Raw genomic sequence first — 16,818 nt, 5'->3', positions numbered from 1 at the left:
TTCTCCCCGATCAACCTGAAGCCAGGATTAGAGCGTCGCTGGGGACCGCGCTCCTAGTCCCCGTTTGTAGCTCTACGAGAACGGGACCATCTCGACATGCTTGCAGTCAGACTTGTAGTCTGGCTGCAAGTCGAGTGGAAGAAGGATCATGTCCAACGAACAAAGCAGTCTCGAGATCGCAATCGTCGTGTGCCCCGAGTACGCGCCGGTCGACATCATCGGGTTCCACGCGGCCCTGGGCAGCATGCCCGGGGTGAATCTGCATCTCGTCTGGAAGGACTTGGAGGAGTTCTCGGGTTACGCGGGGTTCCCCACACGCGCGACCACCACTTTCGCGGACTGCCCCGCCGACCTGGACGTCTTGCTGATCGGGGCGACGCCGCCCGAGCTCATGGAGGACCCCGACACGCTTGCGTTTCTCGCCGACCGGGGCTCCCGTGCGAAATGGGTCGCCGGCGTGTGCGAAGGCAGCCTGGTTCTGGGTGCAGCCGGTCTGCTCCGCGGATACCGGGCCACGACCAACTACCACTTCTACGGCCTGCTGGGTCAGTTCGGTGCGACGGTGGTCGAGACCAGCGAAGTCGTGGAGGACCGGAGCCGGATCACCGCGGGCCCACCGGCAACTGGGTGCTTCGAGATCGCGCAGCGGCTGATCCAGCACTTCTACGGCACCGAAGCCGCGCGCCGGATGGAGCTGAATGCCGAGTACGCGCCGCACCCCCTGTTCGGAGTGGGCACCCCCGAGCTGGCCGGCGCGGAGCTCACCCGGGACGCGCTCGCAGAAACGCACGCGTGGACAGAAGCCGTCTCCCCAATCGCACGACGAGCCGCGGAACGGCTGCGGATCTCCGCCCCGGCGTGATCCCCGGCATCTGGGAGACTGTGCCGGAAGCATCCGACACAGGGAGAGTCTCAGATGAACGGCGAGGCACCGGAGAGTGCACTGTCGACCGTCATGCTGCTGATCACAGGCGGCCGCCGTCTGCAGGAGAGGCTGGACGAGCGGCTCGCCGGCCTCGGGCTGTCGCTGCGCCTCCTCGGAGCACTCGGCCACGTCGCCCGCGACAGTGACCTGTCCTACAGCGACCTGGCCCGCCGGGCCGGCGTCACGAGCCAGAGCATGCGCGCCACCGTTCTCATGCTCGAGGAGCTGGGGGCGGTGCGCCGCACGCTGCCCGGGCAGGGACACCGGGCACGTCTCGAACTGACCGATCGAGGCAGCTCACTGCTCTCCGACGCCCGCGCCGTCGCCGCCGAGCTGGACGCCGAGCTCCATGCGGGTCTCACAGCGGAGAACAAGCGAGCACTGGACCATGTCCTGCTCCACGCCCTGGGGGCGGTCGGCGCCGGATCGCCCCCGGCCGCTCCCGGTTCCCCGGGCTGAGCGACACCCACTCGCTTCACGGTCAGGTACTCAGCGAACGGGCCGAACGCCTCGACACGAACCGCATCCCCGGCGGCCAGGAACGGTTCAGCGAACGCAACCCGCAGGACGCCGAGGTACGAGGTCGCGTTCGACCGCAGATGTTGAACGGCGAGATCAGGGCCTCTTGCCGCAGGTCGTCATCAACGGGCTGCAAGTAACGGGGTGTTACTGGTGGGACGACTTCAGCAGGGGTGGGGTTCTGAGGCCCCGTCAATCGCCCACCAGTATCGAGGACCTGCAAGCGTCCTCGTGTCCGTCAAGTTCTCAGAGCATCCCGGAAGGTGCTGCGTCGACGCCGAGCAACAGCACGCCGTAATCCTCTTCGACGACGTGGGAGGTGAACTGGACGTGCCGCGATCCCACTGCGAAGTCCCGCCAGTACCGCTGCAAGGGGTTGGAGCTGTCCAGACCGGTGGATCCGTGCAGGTCCAGCAAATCCTCCAGCGCGCTACGACATTCCCGCACAGCGGCGATCAGATCCATTCGAAGCCGCGCACGCTCTTCGGCCGCAAGCACGTGGCCGGACTGCGTGGCGTCGATGGCAGCGGCGATCCCGAGCATGCGCCGTTCAGCGGTGTCGATCTTGTGTGCGGCGACGGCGAGGTTCCTCCGGGCACCGGGCGAGTCGGCCAGCGTGGGGTGCGCGGGATTCGGTGACGTCCGCTTGGCAAGGACATCGACCACGATGTCGAGGGCACCGCGCGCGGCACCCCACAGGGGAGCGAACAGCCCGACCGCGATCGCGATGTTGGACAGCGCAGCGGCGATCCGGGGCAGGTCGAGCAGATGAGAATCGGGGATCCACACATCGTCGCCGACGAGGGTGTGGCTTCCGGTGCCGCACAGTCCCGCCATGTGCCAGTCTCGGTCGATGGTCAGATCCCGGGTGCGGGCGAACACCGCAGCCGGCTGCGGCGGGCGGCCACCCTCCCCAGGCAGTTGCACGGAAAGCATCGCCCAATCGGCGAGTTCACATCCTGAGGCGTACGACCATCGGCCGGAGATGCGCAGCCCGCCGGGCCCACGGACGGCCCTCCCCGGCCGAGCGGACGAGCACACCACGCTGTTGACGTCACGAAACGCGTCCTTGTACGCCTCGTCCGACGTGCCGATCTGCAACAACTGCTTCGCTTCGAAGGTCGTGGCCGCGACCCAGGCCGTCGACGGGCAGCCCCGTCCGAGCTCAGCCAGGAACCGGACCCTCGTGCTGAGATCGGCCTCGATCCCTCCATCGGCCCGGCGGACGCCCAAGGCGAACGCACCCGCAGCCCGAGCGGCGGCGGCACTCACGCCGGTGATCCGCCGATCTCTCTCGGTCGCTGCGGCTTCGACCGCCGCTTGCGTCGCCGCCGTACGAGCAGCATCGAGCAGGGGGACGAACGCGCCGTCCGTACTTTCAGTCGTCATACGTCAGGCAACCTTCCACGATCGTCATTTACTCCTCAGGTGGCGCCGGCTGCGGCGCGCGAGTGGTCAGCCTGCTCACCGAGCGGTACGTGCGGTGCGGACTCCGTGCGCTCGGTGCTGCCCTCGCCCGCCCGCCGAACCGGACAGCGAATGCGCACTTCGGGCGCTGGAGTGGGTGGCGGCGGACGGAGGAATGGACCCTACCTGTTGCCACCCTGTCATCGATCGCCAACGGATCTGATGGGATCCGGGCCGCCGAGAACCCACGACATCACGAGGGTTCATCGGACGCGCTGCCGCGGCTGTGGCGCTGCACGGCGGGGCGATCAGTTGGCGGCGAGCTGGGTGAGGGGGGTTGGCGGTTCGGGGAGCGATGCGGTGTGGGTGCGCCAGAGGCGGGTGGTGGTTTCGGCGGTCCGGTGTGCCTGTCCGAGGTAGTTCTCCGGCTGGGTGTGAAGGCCGGGCAGGAGTGTGTCGAGGTGGTGTTCGGCCAGGACGTCGCGCAATGTCTGCGTGAGGTGTGTGCCGGTGGTACGGGTACGGGTCGCGGCTTCGTGGACGAGGTCGTGGGCGCGTTCTCGGCCGACGGGTCCGGCCAGCGTGATCATGTGTGATTCCGCCATGACGAGGCCGCCGTCGCTGTCGAGATTGGTGCGCATGCGGCGGGCGTCGACCCGGAGTCCGCGCAGGAGGGCGGTCGTCTCCGTGAGGGCCGTTCCGGCGGATACTGCGAGTTCGGGCAGGACGCGCCATTCGGTGTGCCATTCGCCGGCGGCGCGCTCATGTCCTGCTTCCTGGGCGCGGAGCAGTGCGGAGGTGAGGGCGCCGGCGGTGCCGCTCAGTCCGATGATGCCTTCAGAGGTGATCGGGTTGACCTTCTGCGGCATGGTCGAGGACGCGCCGCGGTGGTCGCTGTAGGGCTCGAAGACCTCGGCGATCTCGGTCCGGGACAGGTCGACGATGTTGCGGGCCAGGCGCGCGCAGGTCGCGGTGAGCAAGGAGCACAGCCAGCCGAACTCGGCGACTCCGTCGCGGGCCACGTGCCAGGGGGTCGCGGTGTCGTGCAGGCCGAGCAGACGGGCCATGCCGCTTCTGATGGCTGCCGCGTGAGGGCCGAAGGCGGCTGCGGTGCCGCCGGCTCCGGACAGGGAGATCATGCCGATGCGCGGTGCGGCCTGGGCCAGGCGCTGCCCGTGGCGGGTGAACTGCGCCAGGAGGGTGGCCAGGGTGGCGCCGAACGTGGTGGGCACGGCCTGTTGGCCGTGGGTGCGGGCCGCCATCACGGTGGAGGCGTGTTCGGTGACACGGTCCGCGAGGACATCGCCGAGTTCGGCGATCCGGCGTTCGAGAGCGGCCAGGGAGCGGAGCATCTGCAGGGCGAGACCGGTGTCCATGATGTCCTGCGTGGTGGCGCCGTAGTGCACCCGGCCGTCGGGTCCCGGCGGGAGCCGACGGCTGATCTGCCGGACCAGGCCCAGGATGGGGTAGCCGACGGTGCGGGCAGTGCGCCACAACTCTTCGCGGTCGATGTGGTGCAACTGTGCGGCGTCGCGGATGGCGGCGGCCTCCGCGTGGGTGAGTACTCCGGCTTCGGCCTGGGCCTGGGCGAGAGCGCGTTCGGCGGCGAGCCAGCTGTTGAGGGTCGCGTCCTCGCAGAAGAGGGCACACTGTTCGGGGTCCGTCGCGAGTCGGCTGGTCAGGAAGAAGGGTTCCGGCGGCGGGACATGGGTGTTCATGACGGGTCCTGGGGGGCGGGGGTACCGGCGTCGGCGGGCGTGTCGATGGCGATGTACTTCTGCTCCAGGTATTCCTCGATGCCGGAGTTGCCGCCCTCGCGGCCGGCACCTGAATGCTTGATGCCGCCGAAGGGTGCCCCGGGGTCGGAGACGTAGCCGCGGTTGAGGCCGACCATGCCGCTCTCGATTTGTTCGCTCATCCGCAGTGCTCGGCCGAGATCGCGGGTGTAGAGGTAGGCGACCAGGCCGAACTCGGTGGCGTTGGCCAGCGCGAGGGCCTCGTCGTCGCTGGAGAAGGTCCGGATGGCGGCGACGGGGCCGAAGATCTCCTCGCGGCTGATGCGTGCGCCGTCGGGGATGTCGGTGAGCACGGTGGGCGGATAGAAGTAGCCGGGCAGGTCGGGAGTGCTGCCGCCGGTGTGCAGCCGCGCGCCGCCGGCGATGGTCTCCTCCACCAGCTGGGCGACACGGTCGCGCTGGGTGCGGTCGATCAGCGGGCCGAGGTCGGTACCGGGTTCCGTTCCGCTGCCGAGAGTCAGGCCGCGCATCCGGTCCACGAGACGCTCGGTGAATTCCTGCGCGATGTCGGCATGAACGAGGAAGCGGTTCGCCGCGATGCACGCTTCACCGATGTTGCGCAGCTTCGCGGTCATGGCGCCGTCCACCGCCGCTTCCAAATCGGCGTCGGCGCACACGATGAACGGGGCATTGCCCCCCAGCTCCATCGAGGTGCGCAGTACGTTGGCGGATGCCTGGGCCAGCAGCAGCCGGCCGACCGCGGTGGAGCCGGTGAAGGAGACCTTGCGCAGCCGCTGATCCTTCATCATCGCCTCGGACACTGCAGCAGCGCCGGTGGTGGGCAGGAGGTTCAGGACGCCGGCGGGCAGGCCGGCCTCGATCAGGACTGTGGCCAGTGCGATGCTGGTGAGCGGGGTCTGCGGAGCGGGCTTGAGGACCATCGTGCAGCCGGCGGCCACAGCGGGGGCGATCTTACGGGCCGGCATCGCCAGCGGCGCGTTCCAGGGCGTGATCAGCAGGCACGGTCCGACGGGCTGGCGCATGACCAGAACCCTTGCGGTTGCGTCCTCGCTGACCTTCCAGGTCCCGTCGACGCGGACGGCTTCCTCGGCGAACCAGCGCAAGTATCCGGCCGCGTAGTCGACTTCCGCACGCGCCTCGGCGAGGGACTTGCCCATCTCCAGAGTGATGAGCCCTGCGAAGTCCGGACGGCGCTCCAGCAGCAGGTCGTGGGCGCGCCGCAGAATGCGGCTGCGCTGTCCTGGCGATGTTGCGGCCCACTGCGACTGCGCCCCGGCAGCCGCGCCGAGGGCGTCGAGTGCGTCCGCGGTGCCGGCATCGGCGACCCGGGCTACCGCTTCGCCCGTCGCGGGGTTCTCCACGGGGAACGTGGCGCCGCCGGCTGCGGGCAGCCACCTTCCGCCGATCAGTAGCCCCTGCGGCAGAGCATCAACGCCATAGGGGCGTGGCGTGCGGTCCGTCATGGTGGTTTCTCACCCGTCGTCGAAGGAGCAAAAGCAAGAGGTGTAGCCCGGGCCGCCACTGCCTGGAGGAGTGTGCAGCGGCGGCCCGGGGTGAGAGGTCAGACCGCTGCCAGCGCGGTGTTGATCGCGTCGGCCATCGGGGTGCTGGAAGCCGGGTTCTGGCCGGTGAAGAGGTTGGCGTCCTGGATGGTGAATGCCTGGTAGGGGGCACCCTGCTCGTGCCGGGCGCCCATCTCGCGCAGACGGCTCGCCAGCAGCCACGGAGCGTTGTCGGCGGTGCCGAACAGGCGCTCCTCCTCGTCGGTGAACGCGGCCATCCGCCGGCCGGAGAAGATCCACTTGCCCTGCTCGTCGACCGCGGACAGCAATGCGGCCGGACCGTGGCAGACCGCGCCGACGATCTTGCCGGCGCGATCGGCCTCGATCAGCAGTCGGCCCAGGTTCGCGTCCTGGAAGAGGTCGACCACGGGGCCGTGCCCGCCCGGCAGCACCACGGCGTCGTAGTCGGAGGCCGAGACCTCCTCCAGCTTCAGCAGCGGCCCGAAGTCCCTGAGCGCCTTCTGAGCGTGGGCCACGTGCCGGGCGCAGTCCTCACCGGCGATCGCCGGGTCGGCGCTGTGCTTGTCCAGCGGCTGCAGCACACCTCCGGGGGAGGCGAAGTCGACAGTGTGGCCGGCGCCGACGAATGCCTCGTGCGGCGCAGCGAGCTCCTCCGCCCAGTAACCCGTGGGGTACTGCGAGCCGTCGGTGCGCTCCCACACGGCGGCTGCGGACATGACGATCAGAATGCGACTCATGACTTCTTCCTCGGCTTCTCGCTGTCAGCCGGTCGCCTGCGGTACGGGACCGGGCCGCGGGATCGACTGACCCGGCAGCGCTTCCACTGTCACCCGCCCCGGCGACCCGAAGGCGGCCATCATCGGCCCTGGCCTTCCCAGGTCCGCTCTGCCTAGGACTGACAGTCCTTGTTGAGGCGGCCGTGGCCGCAGCGGATCGGCCACACTGGATCCATGGCCGCCTCGAACCGCGAACTTGCCGACTTCCTGCGCCGGGCCCGTGCCCAGTGCGACCCAGCGCGCGCAGGACTGCCGCCGGACGCCCGCGTGCGCCGAGTACCCGGCCTGCGACGCGAAGAGGTGGCACGACTGGCCGGAGTCTCCGCCGACTACTACGCGCGTCTCGAACAGGGACGCCACATCGTCCCCTCACCCGCAGTGGTCGAAGCACTGGCCCAGGCACTGGAACTCGACGCAGCCGGCCGTGCCCACCTCAACGACCTCATCGGCACCACCACCGCGGTTCCCCGACGCCGACGTCCGCCAACCGTCCAACGCCTGCGCTCCGGCCTCCACCAACTGCTGGACTCCATGGAGGGCACCCCCGCCCTGGTCCTGGGACGCCGAGCGGACGTCCTGGGCATGAATCGGATGGCCAAGGCGCTGTTCACCGACTTCGACGCTCTGCCGCCGGCTCGACGCAACTACACACGGTGGCTCCTCCTCGACCCGGAAGCCCGCGCTCTCTTCGTCGACTGGGACATCCAGGCCCGCGCAGCCGTGGAGAACCTCCGCCTCGACGTCGGCCGTACCCCCGACGACCAACGCACTCAGGACCTCGTCACCGAGCTGAAGGAAAACAGCACAGAGTTCGACCGCTGGTGGCAGCAGCACCGCGTCCACCAGCGCACCTACGGATCCAAGCGACTGCTCCACCCGCTCGTCGGTGAGGTCACCGTGCAGTACGAAACCTTCGGCCTCCCCGGAGACACCGAAGCAGCTGTCTTCCTCTACAGCACCGAGGCAGGCTCCCCGTCCCGTCACGCACTCGATCTCCTCACCTCCTGGACGCTCACCCCCACCGTCCCTCGCAGCGAGTCCTGATCCCCGCGAGCCTCGGTCACCCAGCGTTACGTCACTGGCATCGTCGCGTGGCGGGCGCAGGGCGCCGGATGCCGGGGTGGAGGCCGTGCAGCTGTAGCGGCCGAGCACATTGAGGTTGGCGTGCTTGAGCGGGGCGACGCGGGCGACATCTTCGTCCAGGACGTCGTACTCGCGCTCCTCGGCGGGCAGGGCCCGCAACTGCTCGACTGCGGCGCCGAGATGGCGGGTCGTCCACAGTACGGCGGCATTCAGCACGAGACCGAGGGCGCCGAGTTGGTCCCGCCGGAGGCCGTTCCCTGCGCAAGCGACTCCCCGAGCAGCGACAGGAACGGGCGGACCGTGGCGTAGCGGGTGGCCAGTAGGCGGCGCATGTCCGCCTCGGCCTCCTCGTCTGTGGGCCCGCGTCCGCAGCGAAAACGGCATGATTCGCAAACACCGCCGGGCCCACCACAGGGCTGTGAAGGCCGAGAACCAAGGACTTGCCGGAGAGCCCGGTGGTGGCCCGGACTACCGGGAGCCCGCCACGGGGCGCGACTTGTAGAAGGACTCCTCCAGGTAGACGGCCGCGTGAGGCTGGTAGGGCTCCTCCAAGTAGGCGGCCTCGTCCTCGTCGAGTTCGACGTCCACCGCGGCGACCGCGTCGGCCAGCTGGGCCGGCTTGGTGACCCCGACGACGGGCGAGGTCACCGACGGGTTGCGCATGACCCAGGCCAGGGCGACCTGGGCCGGGGACAGACCTCGCTTGCCCGCGATCTCGTGGACGCGCTCGGCCACTGCCTGGTCCTCGTCGCGGTAGAGGATCTTGCCGCCCTCGTCGGTCTCGGCACGCGCCGTGGCGGTGTCCCGGACCCGTGTCAGCCTGCCTCGCGCCAGCGGGCTCCACGGGATCACGCCGATGCCCTGGTCGGCGCAGAGCGGGAGCATCTCCCGCTCTGCTTCTCGGTGGATGAGGTTGTAGTGGTCCTGCATCGACACGAACCGGGTCCAGCCGTTCAGGTCAGCCAGGTACAGGGCCTTGGCGAACTGCCAGGCGTACATGGAAGAGGCTCCGATGTAGCGGACCTTCCCGGACTTGACCGCGTCGTGCAGCGCCTCCAGGGTTTCCTCGATCGGGGTGTCGTAGTCCCACCGGTGGATCTGGTACAGGTCGATGTAATCGGTCCCCAGTCGCTTCAGGGAGGCGTCGAGCTCGGCGAAGATCGCCTTGCGGGACAGCCCGGCGCCGTTCGGGCCGGGGCGCATCCGCATCCAGACCTTCGTGGAGAGAACGACATCCTCACGCCGGGTGAAGTCCTTGACCGCCTGGCCGACGATCTCCTCGCTGCTTCCGGCGCTGTACCCGTTGGCCGTGTCGAGGAAGTTGACGCCACTCTCCAGGGCCTGCTTGATGATGCCCCGGCTGGCGTCCGCGCCCAGCGACCAGGGCTCGCCGCCCCGGTCCGGCTCGCCGAAGCTCATGCAGCCAAGGGCGATGGCGGAGACTTCCAGTCCGGTCGTTCCGAGTTTGATGTATCGCATGCGCCGAACTTAGGAGTCGGAGTGCGCTCTAACGCAACATGTCTCGGTCCGGAATGCGGAGGCGTGTACGCCTTCGCCTCCGCGCAGAGCCGGAAGGTCGGCTTGGGCCGCGACCCGGCGGCAGTCGTCCGCGGCGGAACGGTCCAGCAGCAACTGGTCACCGGTCCCGAACAGGGCGGGGTCCTGGAGGGGAGCTCGTCCTTCTCGCCGAGCAGGAGCTCGTGGAAGACGCCACTGTCCCAGTGATATATGAGGACTTCCGTCCCGCCTGGACATCGCTCTCTGGACCATCAGGATCCATCGTCAGTGTGTCCACTCCAATGGATCACCATCAGGGGCCGCCTATCCAGCCCCCCGGGTTCGCTCAGACAGTCCCTGCGGACGAGCTACGCCCTGTCGAAGTCGCCGTGCCAGAGGTGGGCAGATGTCGTTCGGCGAGTTCACGGAAGCTGTCGACCAGTCGGCTCTGTTCGTCGGACCGTGTGGCCAGCACGACTTGGCTCGGCCCGACGTCGGTGAGCGGGATGGCGGTCAGGTCAGGCCGCAGGCTTGAGGCGAGTACTCCGGCGGGGGCGATGGACACCGCCTCGTTACCTGCGATGAGTTCGAGTTTGTCTTCGATCTTGTCGACCAGCGGGCCGTCCGGCGCCCGGCTGCCGTCGGGTCGGGGATCGACGCGCCAGAAGGCGTTCCATGCCTCGTCGGGCATTCTCGGGAGAGGCTCGTCGGCGATGTCGTCGAGGGTGACCGACTTCCTGGACGCCAGGCGGTGGTCGACCGACACCACCAGTACGCGGGGTTCGTCGTAAAGGGGCGTCACCTGAAGCCGATCGGTGGGAAACGGCAAGCGGGCCACGACCATGTCAACCCGCCCTTCCAGCAGGGCGGCTGCCGGATCATCCCAGTGCAGATGCACCGTGCGCACCTGAGTGTGTGGGTGCCGACGGCGCAGTTGCCGTACTGCCGGAGTGACGATGAGATTCGTGGTGTACCCGATGGTGATGTGGCTGGGCCGGGCGATGGCACGGGTGGAGGCCACGGCATGGGCGGCCGACTGCAGCAGAGCCTGGGCCTGGCCGCAAAACACCTCTCCCGCTTCGGTGAGCCGGGTGCCCTGCGTGGTGCGGTCGAGCAGACGCGTACCGACTTGCTGCTCCAGTCGGCGGATCTGTCGGCTCAAGGACGGCTGTCCCACTCGCAGGGCGGCCGCCGCGCGACCGAAGTGGCGATGCTCGGCGACGGCGAGGAAGTACCGCACCAGCCGCAGGTCCAGGTCTGCGACGGGCGTGGATGAGGTCGACACACCATCGACCGTAGCACGGCAAATGATTGCTGAGGCCGCCGGGAGTCGTGCATGAGCTGCGGTGATGCCTGAAATGCATCAGCTACTGCGAAAGAGGCTTTGGACCTGGAGCAAGGCGTGGGCGGATAACTGGTGGCAGCACTACCGGAGAGCGAGCACGAGAGGGCGCAACGGATGGCCACGGAGAGAGAAACAGAGGAACAGCGGGTGCGCAGCGACGAGGAGATCACTCAGTTGCTGAAGGGCATCGCGCGTCACGAGGGTGTGCTGGATTCCGTCCGTTCCCCGCTGCTGAGATCCCCCGCCGACCTCGGCCTGGCTTTCGAGGATGTGTGGTTTCCCTCGCTGGACGGCGTGCCGCTCGAAGCGTGGTACATCCCCTGCGCGGGTTCCGGCAAGCTGGTCATCGTCAACCACCCGCGGTGGTTCAACCGCTACGGCCTGCCAGCCCACCTCGAACCCTGGCGGTCGAACGGCGCCCCCACCGGCAACGACTTCGAGGTCGACTTCATCCCTGACTACCGCATCCTGCACGACGCCGGCTACAACGTCCTGACCTATGACGAGCGCAACTTCGGCCACAGCGGTGCCGCCAACGGTGGCGTCAACAGCGGCGGCCGATACGAGGTGCGCGACGTCATCGGTTCGCTCACCTACGCCCGCACCCGGCCGGACCTCAAGGACATGACGATCGGGCTGTTCAGCCGGTGCCAGGGTGCCACCGCCTCGATCTTCGCCATGGCCGAGCACCCGGAGCACTTCGAAGGTGTGCGCTGCATGGTTGCGTCACAGCCGCTGTCGGTCGGGGTGCTGCTGCAGCGGGTTCTCGAAAGGCTGGGGCTGTCCGACCGTTTCGAGGAACTCGATCGTGAGGTCAAGGCCGTCGCGAGCTTCGGGCTCGCGGACATGTCGCCGGTGGAAGCCGCGAAGAACGTCATGGTGCCGACGTTCCTGTACCAGGTCCACGATGATCTGCTGACCCGGCCCAGCGATGTCCAGGCGATCTTCGACAACATCCCGGCCGACAAGAAGCTCACCTGGATTCACGGGACGACTCGACGCTGGGACGGCTACCTGCATTTTCAGCGGGAGCCGCAGCAGATGCTCGAGTGGTTCGCCACGCACATGAGTTGAAGCTCGCGGAGAACCCCCATGTCCCATCGCACTCGCCCTTCGACGGAAGCGGCACATCGCCTCCGCTGCAGGCGTCGTCGTCGACACCATTGACCACGATCGGGAACATCTCACGCTCGCTGCCGCCAACATCGGCCGCAGGGCATCCGCCGGGCCCGTGCACACAGTGCACGGGGGACTTCCTTGACGTGCTCGCCGGCCCCCCCGCTCACCAGCTACGGCATCGCCTTCTTCGACGGAACGTCACCCGACAGCACGCTCCTCGCCGCCCTGACCGAGCGGGTCCGCCCGGCGGACTAGTAGAGACCACCAACCTCGCGTCGGCCGATCGAAGCTTCTCGGCCTTTACGGTCACCCACCGCCATCGGTAGATGCCGCTACCCGCACGAAGCGCAATCTCACTGCAGAGGAAAGAACTATGGCTATTGCAACGACCAACGCCCTTGACCTCGACATCACCGACCAGATCACGAAGCGCATGCAGGACTGGAGGGCCAGCTTCGAGGCGAAGGACGTCGACGCCATGATGTCTTTCTACGCCGACGGCGACGCTTTCAGCGCCTTCGACCTGATGCCCCCCATCGAGTTCCGCGGCGGCGAGATGTGGCGTCAAAATTGGGTCGACTTCTTCCAGACGTTCGAAGGACCGCTGCAGGTCGAGTTCTCCAACCTTGAGGTGATCGCATCACCCGACCTGAGCATCGCACGCCTCATGGTGCGCCTGACCGGCTCCATGAACGGCCAGTCCAGCGATATGTGGGTGCGCACCACCAACTGTTTCCGCCTCATCGAGGATGAATGGCTGATGGTCCACGACCACGTCTCGGTGCCGCTCGACTTCGCCACCGGAAAGTCACTGATGCATCTGACGCCGACCAAGCCGTTCGGGTAATTAGGACAAAGCGGTCTCAAGGAATGCCAGCGGGACGGTGGGGCACGACGCTGGACCTCGGCCTACCGTCCGGTGCGCTCGGCGACGCCGGTGACTTCACAGGCGTCGCCCTCACCGGACGGGTGCGGCTGCCGCCATGGCCAACCCGTGCAGGTTGCGAAAACGATACGAGCGCGTCTTACGGCTCGCGTCAGTGGCAATAGCGTCAACGTATCCATGCCCGCATCGGCAGACTGGGCATCGGTGATTTTCCGGGGGGTGCCGGGCCGCGGGTCGCCGCACAAGCCGTGCAGCCCTCGCTCTGGGCCAGCGCCTGAGCCGTCGTGCGGCAACGCAGCCAGCCCTCCAGCACAGCCCGCTGGGCATCGGTCACCGACAACGGCGGAATCTTGGGCCCTGGACGACTCCTACCGAACCCACGACAAATCTCCGACTCAGGTCACTAATTGGTACCGGCGGTCAGCTCGCTGAACAGCTTGTTCGCTGACTCGGAGGCGAACTGGCGCTGGAGTTCGGCGCGCGCGATCTGCTTCTTGAACTCGCCCTCGTAGCTGCTCAGTCCGGCGTTGTGCATGGTGTCGGTGATCCACGTCGCGAACGCCTGGTAGTTCCAGATGTGCGGCAGGCAGGTCTGCGAGTAGCTGTCGAGGAGGCTGGAGTCGCCCTCCTCGGCATGGCGGATCACCGCGCGAGCGAAGACCTCGGTGTCGTGCAGGGCGAGGTGGATGCCCTTGGCGCTCATCGGCGGCACGATGTGCGCGGCGTCACCCAGGAGGTAGAGCCTGCCGTAGCTCATCGGGTCGAACACCACACTGCGCAGCGGAACGATCTGCTTGGACAGGATCTCGCCGCGCGAGGGCGGAGTGCCGAAGCGGGCCTCCAGCTCGCTCCAGATGCGCTCGTCCGGCCACCGTGCGGGGGTGTCGTCGACCGCGCACTGCAGGTAGATGCGGCTGGCTTCGGGGCCCCGGGGGATCATCCCGGCCAGGCCCCGTTCGTGAATCGCCATGCCCGAGGGCTTGGTCTCGGTGGCGGCCAGGACGCTGAGCCAGGAGTAGCCGTACCCGTGGGAGTACTCGGTGAGCGCCGAGGCGGGGATGGAGCGGCGGGAGACGCCGTGGAAGCCGTCGCAGCCGGCGACGAAGTCGCACTCGACGGCCCGCACCGCGCCCTCGGCGTCCCTGTAGTGCACCTCGGGGTGGCCCACGGTGAGGTTCTCCAGGGCGACGTCCGCGGCTTCGTAGCGCAGGTCACCGCCCTCGCGCAGGAAGACCTCGGTGAGGTTGCGCACCAGGACCTGCTGCGGGCAGTACAGGCTCTCGTTGTTGTCCTCGTCCACGTCGATCGGCATCGCGTGGCCGTCGATGTAGAAGCCGCCCTCGCTGTGCGGGATCGGGTCGCCCGCCAGGACTTCCTCCAGGCCCCATTCGCGGAACAGGCGCACCCCGAAGGTGTCGATCGTTCCGGCGCGTTGGCGCTTCTCGACGTAGGCGCGAGAGTGCTTCTCCAGCACGATGCAGTCGACGCCGTTACGCAGCAGGAAGTTGCCGAGGGTCAGACCGGCGACGCCGGCCCCGATGATGACGACGGCCGTGTCGTCGCGTGTCTCAGTCATGAGTGCGGGCCTTCCGTGATCCGTACAGTGGTCGGTACGCGCCAATGGCGTACACCGCGGCGCCACCCGTGAGGGACGGCGCCCGCTCGCTGTCCACTGTCGAAGACCCGACGGTCTGCGCACCACTGGTAAGGCGACACCCGATATCGGAAACCCGCCAAGACGGCGCGGACCTCGCGCACCATGTGTTCAATCAGCGCAAATAGGGTGAACGGCCGTGGTGGCTAGCGCCTATGGATACGCAGGTCGGCCTGGTAGCGGCCGGGAGTCTGGCCGATGACCTCGGTGAAGGCGTCGATGAAGGTGGAAGGATTGGACCAGCCGCACGCGAGCGCGGTCTCCGTCACCGTCATCCCGTCGGTCAGGTGCGCCAGAGCGTGGTGGATGCGCAGGGTGGTCCGCCAGCGGTGGAAGCTCATGCTCAGCTCGGCGTGGAACAGCCGGCTGAGTGTGCGCTCGCTGGCTCCCGCCGCCCGGCCCAGCTCGGCCAGGGTGGCAGGCCGGGCGGGGTCCGCGCGCAGCAGGTCGGTGGCGGCGCGCAGCCGGTCGTCACTCGCTTCGGGAAGGTGCAGGGAGATCTTGGCCGCGTCGGCCAACTCGTCCACGATCACGGCGAGTAGACGCCGGTGGGCGCCGGCCCGCCTTTCCGGTTCGTCGGTGAGCGCCAGGAGGGCCTCGCGCAGCAGCGGGCTCACCGTGAAGACGCTGGGGTGATCGATGAGCTCGGCGCACAGGTCGAGCGGAACGGACACCAGCCGTACATCGGTCCGGCCGTAGAAGCGGTGCGAGTGGGCGAAGCGTGGGGGCGTCCAGGTGATCCGGTCCGCCGGAGCGACCCAGGTGCCGCGCTCCGTCGCTGTGGCCAGGGCGCCGGAGGCGGCGTAGACCAGCTGGCCCTGGGCGTGGCTGTGCGGATCGAGCTGGAAGCCGTGCGGCAGCCATGCACCGCCTTGCAGGATCTCATCCTCTTCATCAGCGGGCATCGGCGAAGAATGGCGGGTTGTCGGCATCAGGAGTCAGTTTACCGGTAGTCTCGCACGGAGCACCACGCCGACAGTGGTCGCATGACCACGATGAAGCTCAAGTCCTGCCCCCGGGGCAGGTAGCGATGGCCTCCCGGATCCAGCGCCCGCGCAAGCGACGGATGCTGTCGTTGACCGTGCAGGGAAGCGAGCAGCCCAGTCCGCACTTCATGACCGTCACGCTGGGCGGCGAGGACGTCCAGTACCTGGAGCGGTCAGGTTTCGACCAGGCAGGACGTCTGTTCTTCGCCGATCCCGATGACGCCGCGGAGGTGTTCCTGCCCAGCAGCGAGCGGTGGATTCTCCAGCTCACGCTCCAGGGCGGCAAGCAGCGTCCGCGGGTCAGGACCTACTCGATCCGGCGCTTTCGGCCCGAGGCGTCAGCGTTCGACATCGAGGTATCCCTCCACGCAGTCGACAGCCCCGGCGCGGCTGCCCCGGGCACCCGATGGGCACGGGCCGCCGAGCCCGGCACCAGGGTCGCATTCCTCGACGAGGGACACAGCTACGCGCCCGTCGCCGGCGCCGCCTGGCAGCTCCTGGTCGGTGATGAGAGCGCCCTTCCGGCGATCCTCGCCATCCTGGAACAGTCCGCGGCGAGCCTGCCCGCCGAGGTCTTCCTGGAAGTCCCGTCGCCCGACGACATCCGCAGCGACATCAAGGCACCGCCGGGCAGCACCGTCCACTGGCTGCCCCGCACCGACGCGGGCGCAAAACCCGGTGCCCTCGCCCTGGACGCGGTGAGACAGGCCCGCCTTCCCGAGGGGCGCTTCTGCACCTTCACGGCCGGCGAATCCTCGCTGGCCACCGGGGTCCGCCGCCACCTGGTCGGTGAACGCGGCGTGGCGAAGTCCGACATCGCCTTCCGCGGCTACTTCAGCCACGGACGCGCCAGCCTCTGACCGCTGTCGCGAAGGCGCCTTCGGGCCTCCCGCCCCCAGGCGCTGTTTCTCGGATCTCCGGACGGGCGTGGGGTGTTGGGGTCAGGCTGGTTGTATGGGCCGCGGAGACCTGACGAATGCGGAGTGGGATCGGCTGGTGCCGTTCTTACCTCCTGGCGGTGCGCGTGGAGGCCGGTGTGGTGATCACCGTCGGGTGATCAGCGGTGTGGGTGTCTGCCTGCCCCAGCTCACGGGTCATCGAGCAATGTCACGTGACCCTTGCGGCCCGCCATCTGATGGGTCGACCTGAGCGCTCGCACACGCAGACTGGTGACGCGCAGCCGGTCTGGAGAGGCGTGGCGCGATCTCGACGACCAGGCGAGCGCCGGAAGCGGGGGGGCGGGGGCCGGCGCCGGGGGGGGGGGGGCGGGGGGCCGGGGGGGGGGGGGGGGCGGGGGGGGGGGGGGGGGGGGGGCCCGGGGGGGGGGGGGGGGGGCGGAGG

Annotated in this window: 15 protein-coding genes and 1 pseudogene; 7 read left to right on the top strand and 9 right to left on the bottom strand. The window is 68.5% G+C overall.

Annotation, left to right across the window (positions count from 1 at the left end):
* The first annotated feature begins 148 nt into the window (after positions 1–148).
* Together ACFYXC_RS13445 and ACFYXC_RS13440 are read left to right on the top strand one after the other, a co-directional pair.
* Positions 149–862, top strand: coding sequence for a DJ-1/PfpI family protein (locus tag ACFYXC_RS13445; RefSeq protein WP_389550525.1), 714 nt, complete (start codon positions 149–151; stop codon positions 860–862).
* A gap of 54 nt (positions 863–916) precedes the next feature.
* Positions 917–1,384 carry a MarR family transcriptional regulator gene (locus tag ACFYXC_RS13440; protein ID WP_389550522.1) on the top strand — a complete coding sequence of 156 codons (468 nt, stop codon included), beginning with the start codon at positions 917–919 and terminating at the stop codon, positions 1,382–1,384.
* 306 nt (positions 1,385–1,690) lie between these two features.
* Here the strand turns inward: ACFYXC_RS13440 and ACFYXC_RS13435 are convergent, their stop codons facing one another.
* The 4 genes from ACFYXC_RS13435 to ACFYXC_RS13420 form a co-directional block, all read right to left on the bottom strand.
* A complete protein-coding gene (locus tag ACFYXC_RS13435) occupies positions 1,691–2,833 on the bottom strand; it encodes an acyl-CoA dehydrogenase family protein (RefSeq protein WP_389550519.1) in 1,143 nt (380 codons plus the stop codon).
* Positions 2,834–3,159: 326 nt separating this feature from the next.
* Positions 3,160–4,569, bottom strand: a complete 1,410-nt coding sequence (locus ACFYXC_RS13430) for a lyase family protein (RefSeq protein WP_389550516.1) — start codon at positions 4,567–4,569, stop codon at positions 3,160–3,162.
* Positions 4,566–6,071, bottom strand: a complete 1,506-nt coding sequence (locus tag ACFYXC_RS13425) for an NAD-dependent succinate-semialdehyde dehydrogenase (protein ID WP_389550513.1) — start codon at positions 6,069–6,071, stop codon at positions 4,566–4,568. The genes ACFYXC_RS13430 and ACFYXC_RS13425 overlap by 4 nt, the downstream gene beginning before the upstream one ends.
* Before the next feature lie 98 nt (positions 6,072–6,169).
* Positions 6,170–6,868, bottom strand: a complete 699-nt coding sequence (locus tag ACFYXC_RS13420; protein ID WP_389550511.1) for a type 1 glutamine amidotransferase domain-containing protein — start codon at positions 6,866–6,868, stop codon at positions 6,170–6,172.
* Between the two features lie 213 nt (positions 6,869–7,081).
* Between ACFYXC_RS13420 and ACFYXC_RS13415 the strand changes: the two genes are divergently transcribed.
* Positions 7,082–7,951 carry a helix-turn-helix transcriptional regulator gene (locus ACFYXC_RS13415; protein WP_389550508.1) on the top strand — a complete coding sequence of 290 codons (870 nt, stop codon included), beginning with the start codon at positions 7,082–7,084 and terminating at the stop codon, positions 7,949–7,951.
* 42 nt (positions 7,952–7,993) lie between these two features.
* Here the strand turns inward: ACFYXC_RS13415 and ACFYXC_RS13410 are convergent.
* Positions 7,994–8,230 (bottom strand): annotated as a pseudogene (locus ACFYXC_RS13410) (Tn3 family transposase); the annotation flags it as partial.
* Positions 8,231–8,458: 228 nt separating this feature from the next.
* Positions 8,459–9,469 (bottom strand): aldo/keto reductase, encoded by a 1,011-nt coding sequence (locus ACFYXC_RS13405; RefSeq protein ID WP_389550506.1) that lies wholly within the window; start codon positions 9,467–9,469, stop codon positions 8,459–8,461.
* Positions 9,470–9,532: 63 nt separating this feature from the next.
* Between ACFYXC_RS13405 and ACFYXC_RS13400 the strand changes: the two genes are divergently transcribed.
* Positions 9,533–9,715, top strand: a complete 183-nt coding sequence (locus ACFYXC_RS13400; RefSeq protein ID WP_389550504.1) for a hypothetical protein — start codon at positions 9,533–9,535, stop codon at positions 9,713–9,715.
* A gap of 118 nt (positions 9,716–9,833) precedes the next feature.
* On the opposite strand, the gene ACFYXC_RS13395 is transcribed toward ACFYXC_RS13400, so the two are convergent.
* On the bottom strand, positions 9,834–10,772 hold the full coding sequence (locus tag ACFYXC_RS13395) for a LysR family transcriptional regulator (RefSeq protein ID WP_389550502.1): 939 nt from the start codon (positions 10,770–10,772) through the stop codon (positions 9,834–9,836).
* 207 nt (positions 10,773–10,979) lie between these two features.
* On the opposite strand from ACFYXC_RS13395, the gene ACFYXC_RS13390 reads away from it, so the two are divergent.
* Both ACFYXC_RS13390 and ACFYXC_RS13385 read left to right on the top strand, forming a co-directional pair.
* Positions 10,980–11,906, top strand: a complete 927-nt coding sequence (locus ACFYXC_RS13390) for an alpha/beta hydrolase family protein (RefSeq protein WP_389550500.1) — start codon at positions 10,980–10,982, stop codon at positions 11,904–11,906.
* A gap of 418 nt (positions 11,907–12,324) precedes the next feature.
* On the top strand, positions 12,325–12,798 hold the full coding sequence (locus ACFYXC_RS13385; protein WP_389550497.1) for a YybH family protein: 474 nt from the start codon (positions 12,325–12,327) through the stop codon (positions 12,796–12,798).
* 442 nt (positions 12,799–13,240) lie between these two features.
* On the opposite strand, the gene ACFYXC_RS13380 is transcribed toward ACFYXC_RS13385, so the two are convergent.
* Entirely contained in the window at positions 13,241–14,413 is a 1,173-nt protein-coding gene (locus tag ACFYXC_RS13380) for a 4-hydroxybenzoate 3-monooxygenase (protein WP_389550494.1), read from the bottom strand.
* Positions 14,414–14,637: 224 nt separating this feature from the next.
* Positions 14,638–15,423, bottom strand: a complete 786-nt coding sequence (locus tag ACFYXC_RS13375) for an AraC family transcriptional regulator (protein ID WP_389550492.1) — start codon at positions 15,421–15,423, stop codon at positions 14,638–14,640.
* A gap of 98 nt (positions 15,424–15,521) precedes the next feature.
* On the opposite strand from ACFYXC_RS13375, the gene ACFYXC_RS13370 reads away from it, so the two are divergent.
* The gene (locus ACFYXC_RS13370; protein ID WP_389550489.1) at positions 15,522–16,337 is read left to right on the top strand and encodes a siderophore-interacting protein; all 816 of its coding nucleotides are present in this window, start codon (positions 15,522–15,524) and stop codon (positions 16,335–16,337) included.
* Positions 16,338–16,818 lie beyond the last annotated feature (481 nt).

Source organism: Streptomyces sp. NPDC002701 (genome assembly GCF_042889045.1).
Classification (GTDB): Bacteria; Actinomycetota; Actinomycetes; order Streptomycetales; family Streptomycetaceae; genus Streptomyces.
This window is presented reverse-complemented; position numbering and strand designations above follow the sequence as displayed.